A 20,122-nucleotide genomic window follows, 5' to 3' on the forward strand; every position below is an offset into this window, starting at 1 on the left:
CTTTTTAATCTTCTCGGCAATTATTAAGATTTTTGAATATCCAATACCCAACAACTAAAAATATTCCAAATCCCAAGGTAAAGAACCAAGCATCTGCATTTTGAAATGGAGACATTAAAATGTTGAGGACATCCATGATTAAGACTTGTGGATTACTTATGATTTCCCAGGAATTATAACGTAAGAATCGCCCAAGATATACACCAAATGCACAAAGCAGGAGAATAACAACAGTTGAGGTTTCTATTGGTATTCTTTTATTTTTATCGACTATCGATTTTTGCATATCTAAAATAGAGAGGTAAAAGAGGAATAAGCCGCTTAAGGCGAAAGATAGAATGACTAATACATCTAACCATAGCGACGCATCATTGCCAATTCTAACATGTATTAAGTCAGTAACGATATAAGGTGCATTTGGTAAAAAGGCTAACCAAACCAAAAACCAAAACCCTAGCTTTAGTTTGCTCAGGTTTTTATTGGTATTGAGATACATGGTTATGGTATAAGGAATAATAGCCAAAAGGACGTTCCAGACCAAGAACAAATAACAGAATGATTTGTTCAACTTTATTCTTACCATGAGCACAATAATGCTAAAGGTTAATGCCACCGTAATTAGTGATAAGGTCTTAAACCTTGACTGTATTAGTGTTTTTATAGTTTCCATTGTAATGCTCTATTAATAATACTGTTGTTATTCCGAGTGTATAAGCCACTAAATCTCCAAACTGGAAAGTACTTCCAAAAATGAGTTTGGCTGTAAAACTGTCTTGCAAATTAAAGTAGGTTAAGAACGATGTAAGTTGAAGCAACTCTATACCATAAGCAATAAAGAGGACGACAAAAGCTGAGGCCCTCACACTCAAGCTAGAGCATCCTCTTATAATTGCATATAGTAAAATGACTACGAGATAATCGCCAAACGTGTAGCGAATAAATCCGGTTTTTATGATAAACGCAATGGCTAATTCTATCAAAAATAGACTGTGCGCAAGTACTAAATAGTTTTTATTGAATTGTAACTTCATTGTATTGTGATTTTTTCCCCTAAAAATTTTGGTTGTACGTTAAAAGCTAGGTCTAGACTAGCCTTAGAACGCGCCAGATATTCTCTAAAGTGTGATTTGTAAACATCTTTAGCATTAAAGCCAACTGCCTCAATACCAAAATGTTTGGCGATATAAATAGCACGTTGATTATGGAATTTCTGAGATATAAAGGTTATGGAAGTCTGTCCAAATATTTCTTTGGCTCTTACTACTGAATCCAAAGTTCTAAAGCCAGCATAGTCCAAAAAGATTTTATGTTCAGGAATACCTCTGGCAATTAAATCGTTTTTAAAGTCTGATGGCTCGTCGTAGTCTTTTCTGCTATTGTCACCACTGACTAATATGTACTCTATTTTACCAGCTTTATAGAGTTTTACGGCAGCATCAACTCTGTATTTATAAAACAAATTAATATTGCCACTTGCGGCATATTTTCCAGTACCAAGTACTAAGCCAACTTTGTTTTTAGGGACAGTGTTAACGTCATTGTAAATGAAGTCTTTTGTTCTAAAACTTATCCAATGGTAGGTCATAAAAACTCCCATTAAGACGAATAAGGTTAGTAAAACTATAAATTTCAATTTTTTCATGATGTAATAATGCTAAGATTATATAATTCAGACTTCGGGAAAATAGCCTCTCTAAAGTCTCTAATAGATACGTTTAATAATTTCTCATAGTCGAAATGATGAAACGGATTGGCCTTTTTACCCGTTTTATAAGATTTATAATAATAGACATAGTAATCAGGTAGAATGGCTACCCCAAGGATAATGGCTCCATATAGATACAGACTTCGCTTGCCATTACCATAACAAAGACATTGTAGTGCAATTTCGTCTTCTACTTTTGTGCTGTAGCCACAAAGTACATGGTAACAATCATGACGCTCTACTTTTGGAATCAGTTCAAAATTGTTCTTATCTAAGAACTCACCAAGATGTCGTCCAAAAGTAGGTTTTGGTAGATTGAGTAATTCGACCTTGGTGATATTCCAAGATTCATGATTCTTGAGCAATGACGTATAGAGACGCTGAGAATGGTCAAACAACCAAATGATCAGCTGCTTTCTTAAGGCCTTTAATTTGTAAAATAGGTTGTTCATGGTAGTTGGGATAGATTTGGTTCAACGGCAAAATTTTGATTCTTTTTTAAGCTAGATTTTAATTCATATTTCCAGGTTAAGATTGCCATGAAGTAAACACAGGAGAAGTAGCACATGGCTAATGGATGATAGTCTGAATTCATTATCAAGCCTATGCACATTATAGTTAGTACAATGATGTAATATGGGAAACACAATTTAAATACATGTTGCTTATCAATTGGTCTTGAGTAGGTCCAGAAGATGCAAGATATACTGAGTCTAATGATTACAAAGGTCATTAGCCCAACAAACAAGAAACCAAAAAGTATCAAGGCCAGCATATTACTTCGTTTCAAGTTTTAAATTATCATATTGTAGTTCTTGCCATGAATTTGTTCTTAATTCATAGACATACGAGTTGTATTTTTGTTCAATTAGTTGAATCGAATCTTGATCTAATTCTTTTGTTTCAAGCTGTTCTTTTAATAGAAACGTATTGTTGTCGGACAACTCAATGAGGTATTCAAAATCCATGGATTTGGCAAAGTTGAAGTTGTAATTGGTGATGTGATAATCCCAATTCACTGTGCTTGACATAATCAAGACCACAAAGGCTGCTTTAGTGTTCATTCTAAGCAAATACCAGATGTTTCTTAGCTTATCGATTTTTAAGAGTGTAGTTACAAGACCTGTAACGGTAAGTATGAGATATACCATAACACCAATACGCTTATATGTCAATCCGAAATAATAAATGTACTGGCCATTCTTAATGGCAATACTCAGTACCAAAATCGTATTGAGAATAATCCATGTAAACGCTAATCGCTTTACAGTAATATTGTCTTTATAGAAATTTAGATCACCTCTAAAAACATAAAGTAGAATAATAATAGCGATTATAATGGAAGCAATAAGGGCATTAATGCCATTGTGCACTTGTTCCGAAAATACGGAACCTCTTATCTCCAGATTGGTAAAAATGAATGTGATATCGGTTATGAGAAAAATAACGATTAAGACGTTTAACATAGCAATAAGAATGACGCCTAATTGATTCTCTTGTTTTAGTTTAGGTTCAGAAAAGTTATTGGTTTTTATTAATTCATTTTCAGTTTGTAGGTCGATTTCGGTGGCAGGTTCTACTTCAATAGGCTTATGGATGTTTGAAAAAAGATAGTAACCTAAGCCTGCAAAAAGTAGCCATTGCACATTTATGAAACCAAAATCTATTTTATCAATTAATTCGCCAAATAGTGGGTTTCCGTTTTGATACAGTGCGATGAATATGATAAGTATGATAAAAGGGATGATTATGATCTTTGCTAAATGCATGTAGTCAACTTCTTTTTTAGACTCTACCTTTTGTGTGACTTCATTGACAGAAAAATTACGATGGAAAAAACCAGCAATGGTCGTATAGAGTCCATTGAGCCAATTGACATAAATTGAGGACTTGTGTTCTGAAAGTAAACCAATGAGAGTAAAGAAAGCCACGATATTGGCAATGATTGCCAAAGATGAATCATGAAAGAAAACAGCTAAGCCAGTAATAACATATAAGCTAGAGTAGAGGATAGCTCTTTTATTTTTAAAATCATCCTTGTTATTGACATAGAGCACGATTAGTGTCACTATACTGAATAAGAATAAATTTAATCCGATGCTCTTATCATAGAATAAGGTGCTGAATAATAAAGCTCCAATAAATAATATTAGTTTTTTCATTTTAAGAATTTTAAAGTACTTTGTATTTCAAAGTAAATGATTAAAAAAATAGACTATGTTCTATTCATGCGTTTAATATCTTGTTTGTAAGCAGCTGGTAAAAGCACTTCTTTCACCAGCCAATCAAGTTTTATACTTCTAAATAGTATGTATACAGAAATCAAAGGTGTTAACAATGAGATGCCTCTTAGGTTGAGCAATAGTCTTACCGATTTTGGCACTAATAAAATTTGTGATTCCAACAGCAATTGATATCTCAATAAACCTAAATGTTTTCTGTATTGTTTATATAAGTCTTTAGTAAATTCTCCGTTATTTAAATTGGTCTCTAAGTGTTCGTTTCTTAGGACTACAAAATCGGCATAGGTTAGAGGTAGGCTTTTTAATCCCATTGTATTACCAACGTTGTTAAACACATCGAGAACTTCTTGCTTTTCTGAAATTGATAAAGGCCTTTCTAATAGTTCGAAAGACTTTATAGAATAACCGATCAACATAAACAACACATCTTTATAAGCCCATTCTGGAATGTTTTGCCCACGACTTTTTTCAACTGAACCATGAATAGCGTTGATGCCATCTATCGCTTTTAGGGCAGAAGTTTTTTTTGAGAACACAATGGATCTAGCGTAATTAACGGTGGAGAATAAACGATCCAAAGGGTCCTTAGGTAATTTTCCTGTGAAATAAAGCCAATCTACAGCCTTGTTTAAAGCAAATTCTGCAGAGGCACCGGCAAAAACGAGTAAAATAGTATCGCTTTTGCCCCAGATCTCTCGGACTATTGAATCTTTATGTACAAAATATTCCATCCTGTTTAGGTCTTCTTTATTAATTTTTCAAGGGCTTCAATGTGCTTTTTAAATTCAGCTTTGCCGAGTTTAGTTGCACTATATCTTGTATTTGGTTTTCTACCAATAAATTGTTTTTCGACTAAGATATATTCGGCTTTTTCTAGGGCTTTAGTATGGCTCGCCAAATTACCGTCTGTCGCACCTAATAGTTCTTTTAAGGTATTAAAATCAGCATACTCGTTTACCATAAGAATGGACATAATACCAAGTCGTATCCTATGATCAAAAAGTTTGTTTATGTTGGTAATGATGCTCATATAACTTCCGGCGAAAGCAGGAATCTCTTTTGTTTAATAAGTATTGTCAATTTCACTTTTAATTAAAATGGTGTCACTTAATATTTCAATAATTGTTAAATCTTCAAGTGGGTAACCATTAGTGTAATACCCAAAGTCTTTTACTATGGTTTCACCATTTTGATGGTAGGAAATTCTGTAATTACCATCAATTTTAGCAATGCCAGTCATATCAGAGCTATACTTAATTTCTTCTTCAGGTTTCAGAGAAATATATTTGCCGTCCTGGATTACCATAGGTTCAATTTTTAATGAATCAATTTCAAAACCTGTTTGATTAGAAATTTTGAAAATTGCCTCAACTTTGTTATTACAAGAAGAGAGTATTAAAAGTATTACTAATATTTTCAGCGTGTTTTTTTTCATCTATCATACTTAAAATGCATCCAACTCCCATAAATAATATGCATAATTCCAAAACCTAAGATCCAAAGCCAAAACCCAGAACCAGGATAATAACTAGCGACTAGTCCAAGAATGATTTCAATATATCCTAAATATTTAATGTCTCCAATACTATATTTTGAAGCACTTACTAAAGCAAGTCCGTAAAATATAAGCATTAATCCACCAGTTTGGCCATATCGTCCTTGATTTAGAATGATGAGGCAGTAAATACCGCCAACCACAAGAGGAATTAAAAAATTAATTAATAATCGTTTAGAAGAACCGTCCCATATTTTTTCGTCATTCTTTTTTGCTTTTTGTGTTGTAAGTATGATTCCTGTTAAGGCACTTAAAAATGCTACCATAGCGAGCACAAACATACATGTCCAAAATACCCACCCATGAAAGATATATAATGTACCATCACTTTTTGCAATTACCAACCAATAAGCTATAGCTGCACCAATTAAGGCATAAATACCGGCTAAAACGCCTGACAAGCCACTTAACGAAATAAAACGAGACGACTTGTTCATTAGGTTTTTAATCTCGCTGATGTCTTTTAAATAATCTTCGTTGCTCATAATAAAAAGTACTTTGAAATACAAAGTAAATGAATTTATTTCAATTCAGCAAAACAATTTTAGAAGATATTAACTAAATTTATGCTCTAACAATTAAATACATTTAATAGTATGATCGGATTACTTTTAACAATAGCGAATATAGCAGGTGGTGTATTACTAGGACTTGCTACATTAGATAAATGGGATGGAGAAAGTAATTTTTTTAATAAGATTGCTGGCGTCTTAGCACCATTTCAGACTGTAATTGGAGGTGCACTTGTGGTGTTACCAATATTAAAATTTAATCTTCTGGGCTTGGTAAGTATCTTGGGAGGGATTTTATTGTTAACGCATGTTTTTGGCAAAGTGCCAGCCTTAGAAACCAGTCTAAGGAAAATATCTGCTAAGCTCATGCCTTTTAAAGCGATTATCGGAATTGTACTTATTGTACTTGGTGTTTTGAGTTTATTTTAGTTTGATTTGAATCCAGCAGAAGCTTACATATTAAAACAGCAAGAACCCTATAAATCTATCTTACTTCAACTACAAGCTATTGTTGAAGCCGTAGCTCCAGACTCTGAATTATTATATAAATGGCGAATCCCTTTTTACTATTGCAATGGTATTCCCCTATGCTATTTTAATCAATCCAAGGATTATGTAGATCTAGCTTTTTGGCACTTTGACCAAATGGATGCCTTTACTGAATATTTTGTCGATGCCAATCGAAAATCGATACGGTCACTACGCTATAAATCCGTAGAAGATATTAATGATGAGGTCGTGGTATACGTGCTTCAAAAGCAATTGGAGATCAACACAAATCCGTTTAAACTAATTTTAAAGCCTAAACAATCTAAAAGGTAGCAACCACTTTCCTGATGGCTACTAAATTGGTCAATAAAGGTTCTAAATTATCTAAATGTAACATATTGGCGCCATCACTTTTAGCGTTGGATGGATCAAAGTGTGTTTCAATAAATAAACCATCGACATTATTTACAACACCAGCTCTAGCGATGGTTTCAATCATATCTGGTCGTCCACCAGTAACTCCAATACTCTGATTGGGTTGCTGTAAAGAATGGGTGACATCCAATACCGTAGGTGCATATTTTCTCATGGTTGGGATACCTCTAAAATCCACAATCATATCTTGATAACCAAACATGGTACCTCTATCTGTTATCCATGCGTTTTCATTACCAGCATCTTTTACTTTTTGAACGGCATGCTTCATGGCTTCAGGACTCATAAATTGTCCTTTTTTAAGGTTCACTACCTTACCTGTTTTTGCAGCTGCAACGACCAAATCTGTTTGTCTCACTAAGAACGCAGGTATTTGTAATACATCTACAAATGCCGCAGCCATTTCAGCATCAGATACTTCATGAATATCCGTAACAGTTGGGACGTCAAAAGTTTCTGAAACTTTCTTTAGAATTTTTAGTGCTTTTTCGTTGCCTATTCCTGTAAAACTGTCGATTCTACTTCTGTTGGCTTTTTTAAAACTACCTTTAAAAACGTATGGAATTTCAAGTTTGTCCGTAATGGTAATGACTTTCTCAGCAATACGAAGTGCCATGTCTTCCCCTTCTATAGCGCAAGGCCCACAAAGTAAAAAGAAATTATTGGAGTCGGTATGTTTTAGTTTTGGAATAGAAATCAAAGCTTAAGACTTAAATATTAAGCCACAAAGATAACATTTTAAAACACCTTTTTTATACTGTTTCTTATGATCCAAAGTGACATTACAAAATTCCCAACGACCAATGCGCCACCATAAAATAAAATGCGTTTAGCCGATTCGGACCAATCTACAATATTTAAGATATCAGCGAGATAAGCTAATATGAGATAAGACGATAAGCAGACAAACACAATGCCTAAGGAAAAATTTAATTTTCCGCTGGGTTTAATCAATTGCCAAATAAATGGAATGCCAAATAACAAAATAGGATAGGCTGAAATACCTTCAAGTTTATTAACGTCAGTAAACCAACAAACGATTACTGATAAAAAATACAGATAAGGAATAAACTTGGTGTATTTGCTAATTGTATGCATCGTGAAAATGTAAGCCACTAGAGAATAAATAGTCCAATTAGCCTTTGATTTTCAACGTAGGCTGCTACTATTAATCATATGATTTTAACGTAAGATACGAACTCAAATTGTCTGATTTCCAAAATATAACATATAATTAACGCAATGCCAATAATAAGATGTACCTTTGCGCGCTTTAAATCAGCATCTGTTATGACTAAGATTAAAAATATTGCCATTATTGCGCACGTTGATCACGGTAAAACTACCTTGGTAGATAAGATAATGTACCATTGTCAGTTATTCCGCGAAAATGAAAATACTGGAGACTTGATTCTAGATAATAATGATTTGGAACGCGAGCGCGGAATAACCATTACCTCAAAAAATGTTTCTGTCGTTTACAGGGATACTAAAATCAATATTATTGATACTCCTGGTCACGCGGATTTTGGAGGAGAAGTAGAGCGTGTTCTGAACATGGCTGATGGTGTTTTGTTGTTGGTTGATGCATTTGAGGGACCAATGCCACAAACACGTTTTGTATTGCAAAAGGCTATTGATCTAGGACTGAAACCTTGTGTTGTCATAAATAAGGTCGATAAGGAAAATTGCACACCAGACGAAGTTCACGAAAAGGTGTTTGATTTAATGTTCGAACTAGGTGCTGAAGAATGGCAATTGGATTTTCCTACGGTTTATGGTTCTGCAAAGAACAACTGGATGAGTGACGATTGGAAAGATGAAACTGAAAATATTGAGCCTCTATTGGATATGGTTATTGAGCATATTCCGGAACCAAAAATTCAGGAAGGAACGACACAAATGTTGATTACCTCTTTAGACTTTTCATCATTTACAGGACGAATTGCTATTGGCCGTTTAACAAGAGGAACTTTAAAAGCCAATCAGCAAATTTCTTTAGTAAAGAGGGATGGTTCGATCGTAAAAAGTAAGATTAAGGAATTACATACGTTTGAAGGTTTAGGACGCAAGAAAGTAGATGGCGTACAAGCGGGTGATATTTGTGCTATTGTTGGCTTGGAAGGCTTTGAAATTGGCGATACCGTTGCCGATTTAGAAAATCCCGAAGGTCTAAAGACTATTGCGATTGATGAGCCTACAATGAGTATGCTATTTACCATAAACGATTCACCATTCTTTGGTAAGGATGGAAAATTTGTAACATCAAGACATATTAAAGAGCGCTTGACTAAAGAGCTTGAAAAGAACCTGGCGTTAAGGGTTGAAGAAACGGATAGCGCAGACAAATTCATGGTATTTGGTCGTGGTGTATTGCATTTATCGGTTTTAATCGAGACGATGCGTCGCGAGGGTTATGAGCTCCAAATTGGTCAGCCACAAGTTATTATTAAAGAAGTTGATGGTATAAAATGCGAACCATTTGAGGAAATGACTATCGATTTACCAGAAAATGTATCTGGTAAAGCTATAGAAATGGTGACGATGCGTAAGGGTGAAATGTTGAGTATGGAAGCCAAAGGAGATCGTATGGTCTGTGAATTCATTGTGCCGTCAAGAGGTATTATAGGTTTACGTAATCAATTGTTAACTGCTACGGCTGGTGAGGCTATTATGGCCCACCGTTTTGTGGACTATAGACCTCTTAAAGGTGGAATACCAGAACGTCAGAATGGATCCTTAGTATCAATGGAAAACGGACAAGCTATTCCTTATTCTATTGATAAATTACAGGATAGAGGTAAGTTCTTTGTAGATCCGGGAGAAGATATTTATGAGGGTCAAGTCATAGGTGAGAATTCTCGTGGAGATGATATGGTAGTTAATGTCACAAAGACCAAGAAATTGAGTAATGTGCGTTCATCTGGAGCTGATGATAAGGCTAAGATTGTACCTGCAATTAAATTCTCCTTAGAAGAAGCTTTAGAATATATTCAGAAAGATGAATATGTTGAGGTAACACCAAATCATTTAAGATTACGTAAGGTCTTATTGAAAGAGGTAGATCGTAAGCGTAACAAGAATTTATAATTGAGTTTATAAACTAAATATTTAAAGAGAATGTATTTTACATTCTCTTTTTTGTTTTCTTATATTTACAAAAAAAGCAATATGACACTTCTTTATTTCGATCCAGGTTTAGGAGCTATGATAATTCAAACTATTATAGCTGCCGTTGCAGGAGTGATTCTTTTCTCCAAAAACCTGATGCATAAGATCAAAGTGTTTTTAGGCATAGGCAAACCAATTGAGGACGATGTTTTTGATGATATAGATATTAAAGATTCCGATAAAGAAAACAACTAACCCAAGTGAACGCCAAAAACGCTCATGCTTCTTCGTTTAGAGATCCTTCCGGTTATATTTTTGTTGAGGATGGAAAAATAAATCGTGTCATAAATCCAATATATTTTGAGCAATATAAAGCATTGAGAGATAGCGGTTTCTACCAGAACCTTATTAAAAATGATTTGCTCATTGCTCATAAGGAGATTTCAAGTTCCGAAGACAATGTTGTCATTCAAGCAGAGAAAATCCCTTTTATAACGTATCCTTACGAGTGGAGCTTCAATATGTATAAAGAAGCCGCTTTGCTAATCTTAAGACTTCAGAAATATAGTTTAGAGCATGGTTTCTCTTTAAAGGATGCAACGGCTTTCAATATTGCCTTTCATAAAAGCAAGGCGATATTTATTGATACCTTATCTTTTGATTTTTATGAGGAGGATTCACCGTGGCGCGCCTATAAGCAATTTATCATGCATTTCTTTGGACCATTGGTTTTAGCACATTATCATGGTGCGCAGCAGTTAAAGTTATTGAGTAATTTTATTGATGGTATTCCGGTAAAGATGATAAGCTCAATGTTGCCTTTAAAGACCAAATTGAGCCCGCTGTTATATTCTAATATCCATTTACTGGCCAAGTTGGAAGATAAACATAACGAAGACTATAAAGGAGAGGCAAAGGCAGGAAAACTTACAAAAAAGGGGCAACTCAATATTATTGAGAGTCTTTATGGTTATATTAAGAAATTAGAATTAAAGGAAGCTTCGGAATGGGGTAATTATTACGATAAAATCAACTATTCGGATGAGGCATTCGTTGAGAAATCTAGAATTATCAATGATTGGGTAAACACCTTACAACCAAAAAGTTTGATTGATATTGGAGGTAACGATGGTACGTTTGTAAGAAAGCTAGAACAATCCGTTGAAACCGCTTTGGTCTGCGATATTGATAATAATGCTATAGACTTTAATCATAAAACGATGAAATTAGCCAAGGAAGATTATATGCTTCCTTTTGTGTTGGATGTATTAAATCCATCAGCGGCAATTGGTCTTAATAATACGGAGCGTGATTCGTTTTTGGATCGTGTTAAGGCGTTCGCTCCAGATATCACCCTGGCATTGGCCGTGATACATCATATGTCTTTATCTGGCAATGTACCTTTTGATCGATCTGCTGAGTTTTTCGCCACGTTCTCAGAACATCTCATTATTGAGTTTCCTAAACGTGAGGATTCTTGGGTAAAGCGACTTTTAAAAAATAAGATGGATTTTAAGGATCATTTTGGGTTTTATAATTTGGTAGAATTCAAGAATTCCTATCAGAAGTATTTTAATATTCTTGAAGAAGAAGTGGTCGCTGATTCGGAGCGTATTTTGTTTTTAATGGAAGTTAAACAATGAAAAGGTTTAGAGATAAAATTATTAGCTTTATCAATAGTGAAAAAGAGGCGCCATTTCTCTTAGCGTTTATATGTGGGTTTACACCAATGATATTTCATTATGCAAATAATTATTGGTCCGTTAATTCTTGGTTACATTTAGGATACTTCACTTTGTCTTTCTTGGGTACGTCGTTTTTAATTTGTTTATCAATATACTACAGTTTCAACAATACAATAGCTATAAAGAAGCATGTTAGCCATGCACTGCTGGTTCTAGTATTGCTTTTTGCATTTTTGTTTTTGTGGTATACTTTTTTTATGAATTTTAACCGCGGAATGGCTCTTTTTTGTGTTGTCTCAGTTTTAGGCTATTTTCTTTGGCGAAATCCTAGAAAGAACTATAAGAAGATTGTAGTTTTCTTTTTTGCCTTTTCAAGTCTTTCTTTTTTTAGAACTGTTATTCATATGTATGAAGATGTAAAACCAGATTATTGGTTAAGGCAAAGTGATGACATTGAAAATGTGCAATTCAAATCTTTTCCTAACGTTTATATGATTCAACCTGATGGTTATGTTGCACAAAGCACGATGGAAAAAAGTCCATACAATTATCAAAATGATTTATTTGATTGGTTACGAAATAACGAGTTTAAAGTTTATGATAACTTCAGGAGTAATTATCCAGCTAGCTTAACATCGAATGCATCTTTGTTTAATATGAAACATCATAAGTTCGCAGATATGATTTTTCCAGAAATAGAGATGGCTAATGCAAGAGAATCTATAACAACGTCCAATGCGGTAGCCAATATTTTTAAAAATAATGGCTATGAAACCTATTTTATAGCTGAGGATGAATACTTTCAACAAAATAAAAAACAAGAAGTTTTTGATTATTATAATATTGCGATAGATGATTTTCCGTTGAATAGCAAAGGGGACGATACGGTTAAGGATGTTCTAGCTGACTTAAAGTTGGTGATGCATGATAGCGATAATCCAAAATTCTTCTTTGTAGAGAAATTATTGCCACATCACGTAGGTTTTTATAAAACCGATGAATCTGTAGTACAAGAACGAGATAGATATATAGAGAGAATCAAAGAAGTGAATTTATGGTTGAAGACAACGATTAAGTATATTACAGAGCATGATGAAAATAGTATAATCATAATTTTAGCGGATCATGGCGGTTGGGTTGGATTAAAAAGTTTTAATCATTTGTTTTCGGCTAGGGAGTCAGAATTGATTACCTCGACTTTTTCAAATATTTCTGCAATAAAGTGGAATGGAAATTTGATTAAAAACTATGATACAGCTTTAAGGACTAATGTGAATATTTTTCGTGTTTTATTTTCGGCATTAAGTGAAAATCCTAAGTATTTAGAATCTTTAGAGGATGATTCTAGCTACAATTTAAGACTGAACTCACTCGGAATAAAGCGTGTGAAAAAGCTTATTGATGGTGAGGGTAGAATAATTCAATAAATAATTAAAGGGACAATATCATTATAGAAATACGCAAATACACGCAAGATGATCATAGTGTTTGGGATAAATTTTTGCTGAATGCTCAACAAGCTTCTTTTTTATTCCATCGCAATTTCATGGATTATCACAGCGATCGGTTTCAGGATTTCTCTTTGATGATTTACGAAGATGATGAACTCGTTGCAGTGCTCCCTGCAAATAAAATTGATGATGAGGTATTTTCGCATCTAGGCCTAACTTATGGAGGTATTATAATCAATGGCGATTCTGAAATAACCAATATGGAAAAAATAATTGATGCTGTTGCAAATTTCCTGAAGCAAAAAGATATAAAAGCACTTTATATAAAGAATCTACCTCAGTTTTATTATAATGATGGCATTGATATTTTGGAGATACCCTTAACAAATAAAAATGCAGAAGTTTATAGAACAGACAAGGTTTTAGCAATCGATTACAGCAAGCCATTCGCCATTCATAAGACCAAACTTAAAAATTACAGAAAGAATCATGCAAAAGGGTTTGTAATACAGGAGACTGACGATTTTTCGTTATTTTGGAATATGGTTTTAGTACCACGATTAAAAGAGAAGCACAAAGCAACTCCAGTTCATAATTTAGAAGAAATAACCCTTTTGAGATCACGATTTCCTAATCATGTAAGGCAGTTCAATATTTATTTAAATGATGATATTTTGGCAGGAATCACCATTTTTGATAAAGGACCAATTGTTAAATCACAATATGGAGCAACGACAAATAAAGGTGAAAAAGAACGTGCTCTAGAGTATTTGTTTTTGCATCTCATCTATAAGTATAAGGGATCTGAGAAAAACTTTTTCTCCATGGGCACAGTTACGGAGAACAATGAGTTGGGTTACAATAAGGGCCTATTAAAGCAAAAAGAGGAATTGGGATGTGAGGTTTATTCCCAAGACTTTTATAAATTGGAATTGTAATGATATCATTTTTAGATCTTCGTAAAATAAATAATAGGTTTCGCAAGGAATTTCAGGAAGCATTTAGTAGATCTTTAGATGCTTCACATTTTATATTAGGGGAAAATGTTTCAACATTTGAGAGAGAATTTTCTCAATACTGTGGCACTAAATTTTGTATTGGTACAGCCAATGGATTAGACGCTTTGACCTTAATTTTAAAAGGATATATTCAATTAGGTAAATTAAAAAAAGGGGATAAGATCATTGTTCCCGCAAATACATTCATTGCTACTATATTGTCTGTATTGCATGCTGATTTAGAACCTGTTTTGGTAGAGCCCAATCCAGATACTCATAACCTCTCGCTTCAAGAAGTTAAAAAAATACTAACTAAGGATGTTAAAGCCATTATAATGGTGCATCTCTATGGTCAGCTGGCAGAAGCAGAAGAATTAAGACATCTATCAAATCAACATGATCTATTGCTGATTGAAGATGCAGCTCAAGCGCATGGAGCGATGACAAATTCCAAATCTACAAGAGCTGGTAACTTAAGTGATGCAGCTGCATTTAGTTTTTACCCAAGTAAAAATTTAGGCGCTTTGGGAGATGGTGGAGCTATAACTACAAACGATTCAGAACTACATGAAACACTCAAATTATTGAGGAACTATGGCAGCAAAGAAAAATATAAAAACAACATTATAGGTTACAATAGTAGATTGGATGACGTACAGGCGACATTTTTAAGTATAAAGCTAAAGTGCCTAGATGACGACAACCAAAGACGTCGTGTGATTGCAAAGCAGTATCTTAATGATATCAATAATCCAAAAATAAAATTACCATTTTACAATGGGTCATCCAATCATGTATTTTATGCTTTTGTGGTAGAAGTAGAGCATAGAGCAGATTTCACGAAATTTCTTGATAAACATAACATAGGATGGTTGATTCACTATCCGATTGCGCCTCATAAGCAAGATGCGCTGCATCGATTTTCCCATTTAAAATTACCTACAACCGAACAAATTCATAAAAGAATTATAAGTTTGCCAATTAGCCCAGTTATGGCTAGAGAAGAAGTTCGTTCTGTCATAGAAGTTGTAAACACCTACTAATTGAAGAAGTTTTTTAATTATATAAATTCTGAGGTACTGATTAAAGCAGCTAGCCTTAACACTGCAAATATCAGTGTTAAGATTATTGCTGGGATTATAATTTCTAAATGTATTGCCGTTTTCATAGGTCCGGAAGGCATGGCGCTTATAGGCAATCTGAGGAATTTTTTAAGTGCGATACAGTCAGTGGCTATTGCAGGCTTGTATGATGGTGTTGTGAAATTTATAAGCAGAACGAAAACCAATATTGACAAGCTTACCAATACACTATCAACCGTATTTTATTTTGGCTTTTTTTCATCTGTATTTTTAGCATTCGTTTGCTTTTACAATGCCCAATATATTAATGAGCTGATCTTTCTTAACAATGACTACGAGTATATCATAAAAGTATTGGCTATTGTATTACCATTCTATGCCTTGAATATGTTTTTGTTTTGCATAATGAATGGGTTTTCAAAATATAGAATACTCTTAGTTATAAATATTATTGGCCAGGTTCTAGGCTTACTGGTTACTATTTTGTTAATATGGCAGAACAAAATTGATGGTGCTTTATTGGCCATTGTGATTACGCCAGCATTGAGCTTACTTATTACTTTTGTCGGTATTGTATTTAGAAAGAATCTAGCGCCTTACATTAAAATCACTAGCATAGACTTTTCAGTATTAAAACAATTAAGTCCTAACATGATAATGGCCTTGGTGTCTTCAATTGCTATACCAGTTGTTTTAATAATTATAAGGAATTATATTATTGACGAAATTGGAATAAAAGAGGCTGGTTATTGGGAAGCAGTAAATCGCGTTTCTGACTATTATCTTATGTTTATCTATTCTCTAATGGCTCTTTATATTTTACCGCGTTTTACTCAAATTGATTCTAAAAAAGAATTTAGAAAAGAGGTGTTTAGCTTTTATAAAACGGTTTTACCAATATTCGCCTTAATCTTACTAATTGTATATCTGACGCGATCTTTCCTGGTAACTATATTGTTTACTGAAGAATTTAGGCCTATTGAGGATTTATTCGGATATCAAATCTTAGGTGATTTTATGCGTGTCATGTCCATGGTAATAGCTTATCAATTTTTGGCCAAGAAAATGTTTGCGCATTTTATAATTATTGAAATATTTCTTTTTGTAATCATGTATGTTTCTAGTATTTATCTCATAGATATTTTTGGACTAAAAGGTGCCGTCATGGGACATTGTTTAAGTTATTTAATGCATTTTGGTATAATATTGTTGATTTTTGGTAGTTCTTTATTTGGTGTTTTAAATGAAGAAGGAATAGATGACTACTAAAAAAATAAAACTAACGTGAAGCTTCCAAAATTTCTTAGCGGTAATATAGTATTTAAGATTACTTCGCTTAATGCCATTGTCATTTTTATTAGGTTAATTGTTTCAATTTTTGTGCAGCGTTTATTGGCAATTACGGTCGGTGAAGCCGGTATTGCAAGTATTGGTCAAGTGCGCAATGCTATCGCAATGTTAACTAGCACATCAACATTGGGAATGTTTAGTGGTATCGTCAAATATGTTGCAGAACTTAAGGAAGATAAACCTGAGTTGACCAAACTCTTCTCTACAGCCACCGTCTTTGTAATTCTGGGATCCTTAGTATCTAGTTTAGTATTATTCTTTGGATCGAGTTATTTTTCTAACTACCTCTTTAAATCTAATGAGTTTTCATATGTCTTTAAACTGTTGGCGGCAATCGTACCTTGTATTGCTATTAATAGAACAATTAATGGGATTGTAAGCGGACTATCTGACTATAAGAAATACGCCAAAATAGAACTGATAAGCTACTTATTAGCTACAGCTGTTCTTCTTATAGGCTTATACTATTCTGACCTGGATGGAGTAATTGTAGCAATTGCCCTGGCACCTATAATTCAACTCATAGTACTAGGTTTTGTTTTTGGTAAAAGATTAAAAAAGTATGTAATATTTAGGAACTTAAAATTTGGTTTTAGTTATAAAAATCAGCTCTTGGCATTTACGCTCATGTCTTTTGTATCTGCTTTCTTATTGAACTATGTGGAAATTAATATAAGAACAATGGTAGCAAATGATATCAATGTCAATGAGGCTGGTTATTGGACTGCTATTACATTTATTTCTAAAAACTACATGGTATTTGCTACAGGATTATTTTCGCTTTATGTGATCCCTAAATTCGCAAATATTCATAATAAAACTGAATTTAAAAGGGAGATATTAAATATCTATAAAACCATATTACCCATATTTGGGCTAGGGATGATTTTGGTATATCTATTTAGAAATTTGATTATAGAAATTGTTTATCCAAATTTCATCGGTATGGAGCCTTTATTTAAATGGCAATTACTGGGTGACTTTATTCGTCTTTGCGCCTTAGTATTGGCGCATCAATTTTTGGCTAAGCGTTTGGTTAAGAGTTTTGTAATTACAGAGATTATATCTTTAGTGCTATTTTTTGCGCTTACTAAGATATTTATTCAGTATTATGATACAGAAGGTGTTGTTATTGCACATCTAGTGAGATATATCATATATTTTGTGCTCGTGATTTTTGTTGTTAATTCTTATTATAGCGATAAACGTTCCAAGACCACTTAGATTACTGATGCTAGTTGTGCTGCCAGATATGCAGATACTTTTTAGCAGACGTTATATAATTGTGGTGTTCTTCTATAAATTGGCGTGCTTTATTTGAAATTTGAGTTATCTTATTTGGGTTTAGAATTAGCCACTCTAATTTTTTTGCTATTGCTTTAGCATCTGGTAATGCATTAATGACAATAGTATCTTCCTGAATGTTGTAATAATCTACCCATTCCTTTTCTGCACCTGTAAAAACCACTTTTCCTTTGGCCATGGCTTCTAAGGCGTTATAGCCTTGATCATAAGCGTAAATTTGATCTAAGAGGATATGTGAATCATCATACGCTTTAATGTAATCTTTATAGGGTAAACTTCTTACTGTTACAATCTTAATTTTTTCTGCATATTTTTCGCTTAGAATGGCAAGAGCTTCTTCAAATACATCGTTTCCTTTCTTATAATAATTATTGGAGTTTATACCGTGGAAAATAATGATCTTGTCTTTTATTTGATTTTTCTTAAACTTAAGAAGATTGGTATTCACAGGATTAGGAACCAATCCTAAGTACTTTGGGTGATCTTGAAGAGGTATGTGATAGTCTAGGTCTGAAGCGATAACACCTTGTATCTTGTTATAAATATGTTCATGAAGCTTTTTGAAATCTGGTAGTAGAAACTTTAAGCCATAGCTATGTGAAAAGCTTTTGTCTTTCGCGTTTTTATAAGGAGTCAAGATTGAGTACCTAAGTTTTTCATCATTGGCAAAACCAACGCTTAGATAGTCGGTACCGCAAGAAAGCAAAAAAGTCTTTTTATTCCAACTGCTTATAAGATCAAATATATCTTTCTCAATATTAGCTGTACATCCAAAAGATGCTTCATTAATAAATTGAACAACATCATAATTACTAATTTGTGGTTGAAGCCTTTCAATTTGTTTTTTAACATTTAAGGATTCTAAATCAATATTAGTAATCCTGTAAACAAAATTCTTTATTTTCTTAAGTAGTGCTTTTTGATATTTTTTCCTGATCAAAAAATCAACCTCATACTTCTTAAAGCCATCATATGAGGCAACTATAGTAACATTATGACCTAGTTTTATTAAACCCTCTTTTAATGAATTATGAAGTCTGCTATATTCACCAACTAATAAAATCTTCATTTATATCTATATCGTTACATTTGTTTTCAAAGATAAATTTTAATGGTTAAACCCAAGACTAAAAAAATTTGTATTGTAGTATCTTCTCTCGGTGCTGGTGGTGCAGAGCGATCTTCGGCTATTTTGTCAGAAATGTTGTTTGATCTGGGTTATGATATTCATATAGTTTCTGTACTCAATAAAATAGATTATCCTTTCAAGGGCACATTACTAAATCTTGGTGTATTAAAGGATGAGGATGATTCTATTTTAGGAAGACTAAAGCGATTAAAGGTTTTTAAGAATTATCTCAAAAAACACCATTTCGATTACGTTATTGATAGTAGAACTAGAATAGGATTATTTAAGGAATTCTTAATATCTAATTTTATATATAACCCTAAAAAAACGATTTATTGTGTTCGCAGCTACAATACTGATGGTTATATTAATCCAAATCGCTTTTTTGGAGATAGGCTTTATAGTTCTGCTCATAGAATTATTGCAGTATCGAACGGTATTTCAGTAAAATTAAAAAAGAAATATGGGTTTAAAAATCTCACTGTAATTAACAATCCTATCGTTATAAATAATGTATCTGTTATGTCCGAAGTGGATGTAAAGAATAAATTTATTCTGTTTTTTGGTCGATTAGATGATTCTATAAAAAATATCTCTCTTTTGTTGCAAGCATATGCTGAATCAAAAATTTTTCAAAAAGAAATTAAGTTGATCATACTTGGGGCGGGAAAAGATAAAGACTTGCTATTGAATAAAAGTGAAATATTAAGACTTAATAATAGTGTAAGTTTTTTAGAGTATAAGTCTAATCCTTATGGTTGGGTAAAAGAGGCTGTTTTTACTGTTTTAACAAGTAGATATGAAGGTTTTCCGAGGACACTTATAGAGTCTTTGGCACTCGGTACGCCAGTAATCTCCGTAGATTGTCAATCCGGACCAAATGAGATTATCGTAGACGAACATAATGGGCTGCTAGTAGAAAATCATAATATTAAAGCTTTAGCACAAGCTATGGATAGATTAGTGGAGGATAAAGAATTATATTTACGCTGTAAAGCTAACGCAAAATCCAGTGTTGCCCATTTATCAATGAAGACTATTGGACTACAATGGAAAGCAATATTAAATTAGT

General features: G+C 33.3%; 24 protein-coding genes. 11 read left to right on the top strand and 13 right to left on the bottom strand.

The features are described 5' to 3' along the window. Positions 1-4 precede the first annotated feature (4 nt). Genes H7F21_RS06850 through H7F21_RS06895 form a run of 10 tightly spaced genes read right to left on the bottom strand, consistent with a single transcriptional unit; the run spans position 5 to position 5,988 of the window. The gene (locus H7F21_RS06850; protein ID WP_185788451.1) at positions 5-670 is read right to left on the bottom strand and encodes a DUF1361 domain-containing protein; all 666 of its coding nucleotides are present in this window, start codon (positions 668-670) and stop codon (positions 5-7) included. Continuing rightward, complete coding sequence (locus H7F21_RS06855; RefSeq protein ID WP_185788452.1) at positions 633-1,031, bottom strand: ribosomal maturation YjgA family protein; 399 nt, start codon at positions 1,029-1,031, stop codon at positions 633-635. Before H7F21_RS06855 ends, H7F21_RS06850 begins: the two co-directional genes overlap by 38 nt. Next, positions 1,028-1,642, bottom strand: coding sequence for a SanA/YdcF family protein (locus tag H7F21_RS06860; protein WP_185788453.1), 615 nt, complete (start codon positions 1,640-1,642; stop codon positions 1,028-1,030). Before H7F21_RS06860 ends, H7F21_RS06855 begins: the two co-directional genes overlap by 4 nt. Next, the gene (locus H7F21_RS06865; protein ID WP_185788454.1) at positions 1,639-2,157 is read right to left on the bottom strand and encodes a Coq4 family protein; all 519 of its coding nucleotides are present in this window, start codon (positions 2,155-2,157) and stop codon (positions 1,639-1,641) included. The genes H7F21_RS06860 and H7F21_RS06865 overlap by 4 nt, the downstream gene beginning before the upstream one ends. Next, positions 2,154-2,495, bottom strand: a complete 342-nt coding sequence (locus tag H7F21_RS06870) for a hypothetical protein (protein WP_185788455.1) — start codon at positions 2,493-2,495, stop codon at positions 2,154-2,156. The genes H7F21_RS06865 and H7F21_RS06870 overlap by 4 nt, the downstream gene beginning before the upstream one ends. Further along, positions 2,482-3,867, bottom strand: coding sequence for a DUF4153 domain-containing protein (locus H7F21_RS06875; RefSeq protein WP_185788456.1), 1,386 nt, complete (start codon positions 3,865-3,867; stop codon positions 2,482-2,484). Before H7F21_RS06875 ends, H7F21_RS06870 begins: the two co-directional genes overlap by 14 nt. 53 nt (positions 3,868-3,920) lie before the next feature. After that, the gene (locus H7F21_RS06880) at positions 3,921-4,679 is read right to left on the bottom strand and encodes an oxygenase MpaB family protein (protein ID WP_185788457.1); all 759 of its coding nucleotides are present in this window, start codon (positions 4,677-4,679) and stop codon (positions 3,921-3,923) included. 5 nt (positions 4,680-4,684) lie between these two features. After that, complete coding sequence (locus tag H7F21_RS06885) at positions 4,685-4,978, bottom strand: winged helix-turn-helix domain-containing protein (RefSeq protein WP_185788458.1); 294 nt, start codon at positions 4,976-4,978, stop codon at positions 4,685-4,687. Positions 4,979-5,011: 33 nt separating this feature from the next. Further along, complete coding sequence (locus tag H7F21_RS06890) at positions 5,012-5,383, bottom strand: hypothetical protein (RefSeq protein ID WP_185788459.1); 372 nt, start codon at positions 5,381-5,383, stop codon at positions 5,012-5,014. Further along, positions 5,380-5,988: a hypothetical protein gene (locus H7F21_RS06895; protein ID WP_185788460.1), complete on the bottom strand. Its 609-nt coding sequence runs from the start codon at positions 5,986-5,988 to the stop codon at positions 5,380-5,382. The genes H7F21_RS06890 and H7F21_RS06895 overlap by 4 nt, the downstream gene beginning before the upstream one ends. 111 nt (positions 5,989-6,099) lie before the next feature. On the opposite strand from H7F21_RS06895, the gene H7F21_RS06900 reads away from it, so the two are divergent. Both H7F21_RS06900 and H7F21_RS06905 read left to right on the top strand, forming a co-directional pair. After that, the gene (locus tag H7F21_RS06900; protein WP_185788461.1) at positions 6,100-6,444 is read left to right on the top strand and encodes a hypothetical protein; all 345 of its coding nucleotides are present in this window, start codon (positions 6,100-6,102) and stop codon (positions 6,442-6,444) included. Between the two features lie 6 nt (positions 6,445-6,450). Beyond that, positions 6,451-6,837 (top strand): DUF1801 domain-containing protein, encoded by a 387-nt coding sequence (locus H7F21_RS06905; RefSeq protein ID WP_185788462.1) that lies wholly within the window; start codon positions 6,451-6,453, stop codon positions 6,835-6,837. Here the strand turns inward: H7F21_RS06905 and kdsA are convergent. Further along, entirely contained in the window at positions 6,827-7,639 is an 813-nt protein-coding gene (gene kdsA, locus H7F21_RS06910; protein ID WP_221892435.1) for a 3-deoxy-8-phosphooctulonate synthase, read from the bottom strand. The two genes, H7F21_RS06905 and kdsA, sit on opposite strands and share 11 nt — an antisense overlap. A gap of 38 nt (positions 7,640-7,677) precedes the next feature. Beyond that, positions 7,678-8,037: a hypothetical protein gene (locus H7F21_RS06915; protein ID WP_185788463.1), complete on the bottom strand. Its 360-nt coding sequence runs from the start codon at positions 8,035-8,037 to the stop codon at positions 7,678-7,680. 192 nt (positions 8,038-8,229) lie between these two features. On the opposite strand from H7F21_RS06915, the gene typA reads away from it, so the two are divergent. From typA to H7F21_RS06955, 8 genes are all read left to right on the top strand, one after another. Beyond that, a complete protein-coding gene (gene typA / locus H7F21_RS06920; RefSeq protein ID WP_185788464.1) occupies positions 8,230-10,029 on the top strand; it encodes a translational GTPase TypA in 1,800 nt (599 codons plus the stop codon). Positions 10,030-10,110: 81 nt separating this feature from the next. Next, entirely contained in the window at positions 10,111-10,305 is a 195-nt protein-coding gene (locus H7F21_RS06925; RefSeq protein WP_185788465.1) for a hypothetical protein, read from the top strand. Between the two features lie 5 nt (positions 10,306-10,310). Next, entirely contained in the window at positions 10,311-11,693 is a 1,383-nt protein-coding gene (locus H7F21_RS06930; RefSeq protein WP_185788466.1) for a class I SAM-dependent methyltransferase, read from the top strand. 299 nt (positions 11,694-11,992) lie between these two features. After that, complete coding sequence (locus H7F21_RS06935; protein ID WP_185788467.1) at positions 11,993-13,162, top strand: sulfatase-like hydrolase/transferase; 1,170 nt, start codon at positions 11,993-11,995, stop codon at positions 13,160-13,162. Positions 13,163-13,281: 119 nt separating this feature from the next. Continuing rightward, a complete protein-coding gene (locus tag H7F21_RS06940; RefSeq protein ID WP_246431430.1) occupies positions 13,282-14,124 on the top strand; it encodes a FemAB family protein in 843 nt (280 codons plus the stop codon). Continuing rightward, positions 14,124-15,227, top strand: a complete 1,104-nt coding sequence (locus tag H7F21_RS06945; RefSeq protein WP_185788468.1) for a DegT/DnrJ/EryC1/StrS family aminotransferase — start codon at positions 14,124-14,126, stop codon at positions 15,225-15,227. Before H7F21_RS06940 ends, H7F21_RS06945 begins: the two co-directional genes overlap by 1 nt. Continuing rightward, a complete protein-coding gene (locus H7F21_RS06950; protein WP_185788469.1) occupies positions 15,228-16,535 on the top strand; it encodes an O-antigen translocase in 1,308 nt (435 codons plus the stop codon). A 15-nt stretch (positions 16,536-16,550) separates the two neighbouring features. Beyond that, positions 16,551-17,840 carry an O-antigen translocase gene (locus H7F21_RS06955; RefSeq protein ID WP_185788470.1) on the top strand — a complete coding sequence of 430 codons (1,290 nt, stop codon included), beginning with the start codon at positions 16,551-16,553 and terminating at the stop codon, positions 17,838-17,840. Between the two features lie 10 nt (positions 17,841-17,850). Here the strand turns inward: H7F21_RS06955 and H7F21_RS06960 are convergent, their stop codons facing one another. Beyond that, the gene (locus tag H7F21_RS06960; protein ID WP_185788471.1) at positions 17,851-18,990 is read right to left on the bottom strand and encodes a glycosyltransferase family protein; all 1,140 of its coding nucleotides are present in this window, start codon (positions 18,988-18,990) and stop codon (positions 17,851-17,853) included. Positions 18,991-19,032: 42 nt separating this feature from the next. Between H7F21_RS06960 and H7F21_RS06965 the strand changes: the two genes are divergently transcribed. Then, positions 19,033-20,121, top strand: coding sequence for a glycosyltransferase (locus H7F21_RS06965; protein WP_185788472.1), 1,089 nt, complete (start codon positions 19,033-19,035; stop codon positions 20,119-20,121). The last annotated feature ends 1 nt before the right edge of the window (position 20,122 follow it).

It is taken from the genome of Winogradskyella flava, assembly GCF_014243395.1.
In the GTDB taxonomy this organism is placed as follows: Bacteria; Bacteroidota; Bacteroidia; order Flavobacteriales; family Flavobacteriaceae; genus Winogradskyella; species Winogradskyella flava.

Excerpts from the sequence above, each read along its gene's own strand:
- H7F21_RS06850 (WP_185788451.1), bottom strand. The coding sequence starts at position 670 with ATGGAAACTATAAAAACACTAATACAGTCAAGGTTTAAGACCTTATCA.
- H7F21_RS06855 (WP_185788452.1), bottom strand. The coding sequence starts at position 1,031 with ATGAAGTTACAATTCAATAAAAACTATTTAGTACTTGCGCACAGTCTA.
- H7F21_RS06860 (WP_185788453.1), bottom strand. The coding sequence starts at position 1,642 with ATGAAAAAATTGAAATTTATAGTTTTACTAACCTTATTCGTCTTAATG.
- H7F21_RS06865 (WP_185788454.1), bottom strand. The coding sequence starts at position 2,157 with ATGAACAACCTATTTTACAAATTAAAGGCCTTAAGAAAGCAGCTGATC.
- H7F21_RS06875 (WP_185788456.1), bottom strand. The coding sequence starts at position 3,867 with ATGAAAAAACTAATATTATTTATTGGAGCTTTATTATTCAGCACCTTA.
- H7F21_RS06880 (WP_185788457.1), bottom strand. The coding sequence starts at position 4,679 with ATGGAATATTTTGTACATAAAGATTCAATAGTCCGAGAGATCTGGGGC.
- H7F21_RS06885 (WP_185788458.1), bottom strand. The coding sequence starts at position 4,978 with ATGAGCATCATTACCAACATAAACAAACTTTTTGATCATAGGATACGA.
- H7F21_RS06890 (WP_185788459.1), bottom strand. The coding sequence starts at position 5,383 with ATGAAAAAAAACACGCTGAAAATATTAGTAATACTTTTAATACTCTCT.
- H7F21_RS06895 (WP_185788460.1), bottom strand. The coding sequence starts at position 5,988 with ATGAGCAACGAAGATTATTTAAAAGACATCAGCGAGATTAAAAACCTA.
- H7F21_RS06900 (WP_185788461.1), top strand. The coding sequence starts at position 6,100 with ATGATCGGATTACTTTTAACAATAGCGAATATAGCAGGTGGTGTATTA.
- H7F21_RS06915 (WP_185788463.1), bottom strand. The coding sequence starts at position 8,037 with ATGCATACAATTAGCAAATACACCAAGTTTATTCCTTATCTGTATTTT.
- typA (WP_185788464.1), top strand. The coding sequence starts at position 8,230 with ATGACTAAGATTAAAAATATTGCCATTATTGCGCACGTTGATCACGGT.
- H7F21_RS06925 (WP_185788465.1), top strand. The coding sequence starts at position 10,111 with ATGACACTTCTTTATTTCGATCCAGGTTTAGGAGCTATGATAATTCAA.
- H7F21_RS06935 (WP_185788467.1), top strand. The coding sequence starts at position 11,993 with ATGAATTTTAACCGCGGAATGGCTCTTTTTTGTGTTGTCTCAGTTTTA.
- H7F21_RS06940 (WP_246431430.1), top strand. The coding sequence starts at position 13,282 with ATGGATTATCACAGCGATCGGTTTCAGGATTTCTCTTTGATGATTTAC.
- H7F21_RS06945 (WP_185788468.1), top strand. The coding sequence starts at position 14,124 with ATGATATCATTTTTAGATCTTCGTAAAATAAATAATAGGTTTCGCAAG.
- H7F21_RS06960 (WP_185788471.1), bottom strand. The coding sequence starts at position 18,990 with ATGAAGATTTTATTAGTTGGTGAATATAGCAGACTTCATAATTCATTA.
- H7F21_RS06965 (WP_185788472.1), top strand. The coding sequence starts at position 19,033 with ATGGTTAAACCCAAGACTAAAAAAATTTGTATTGTAGTATCTTCTCTC.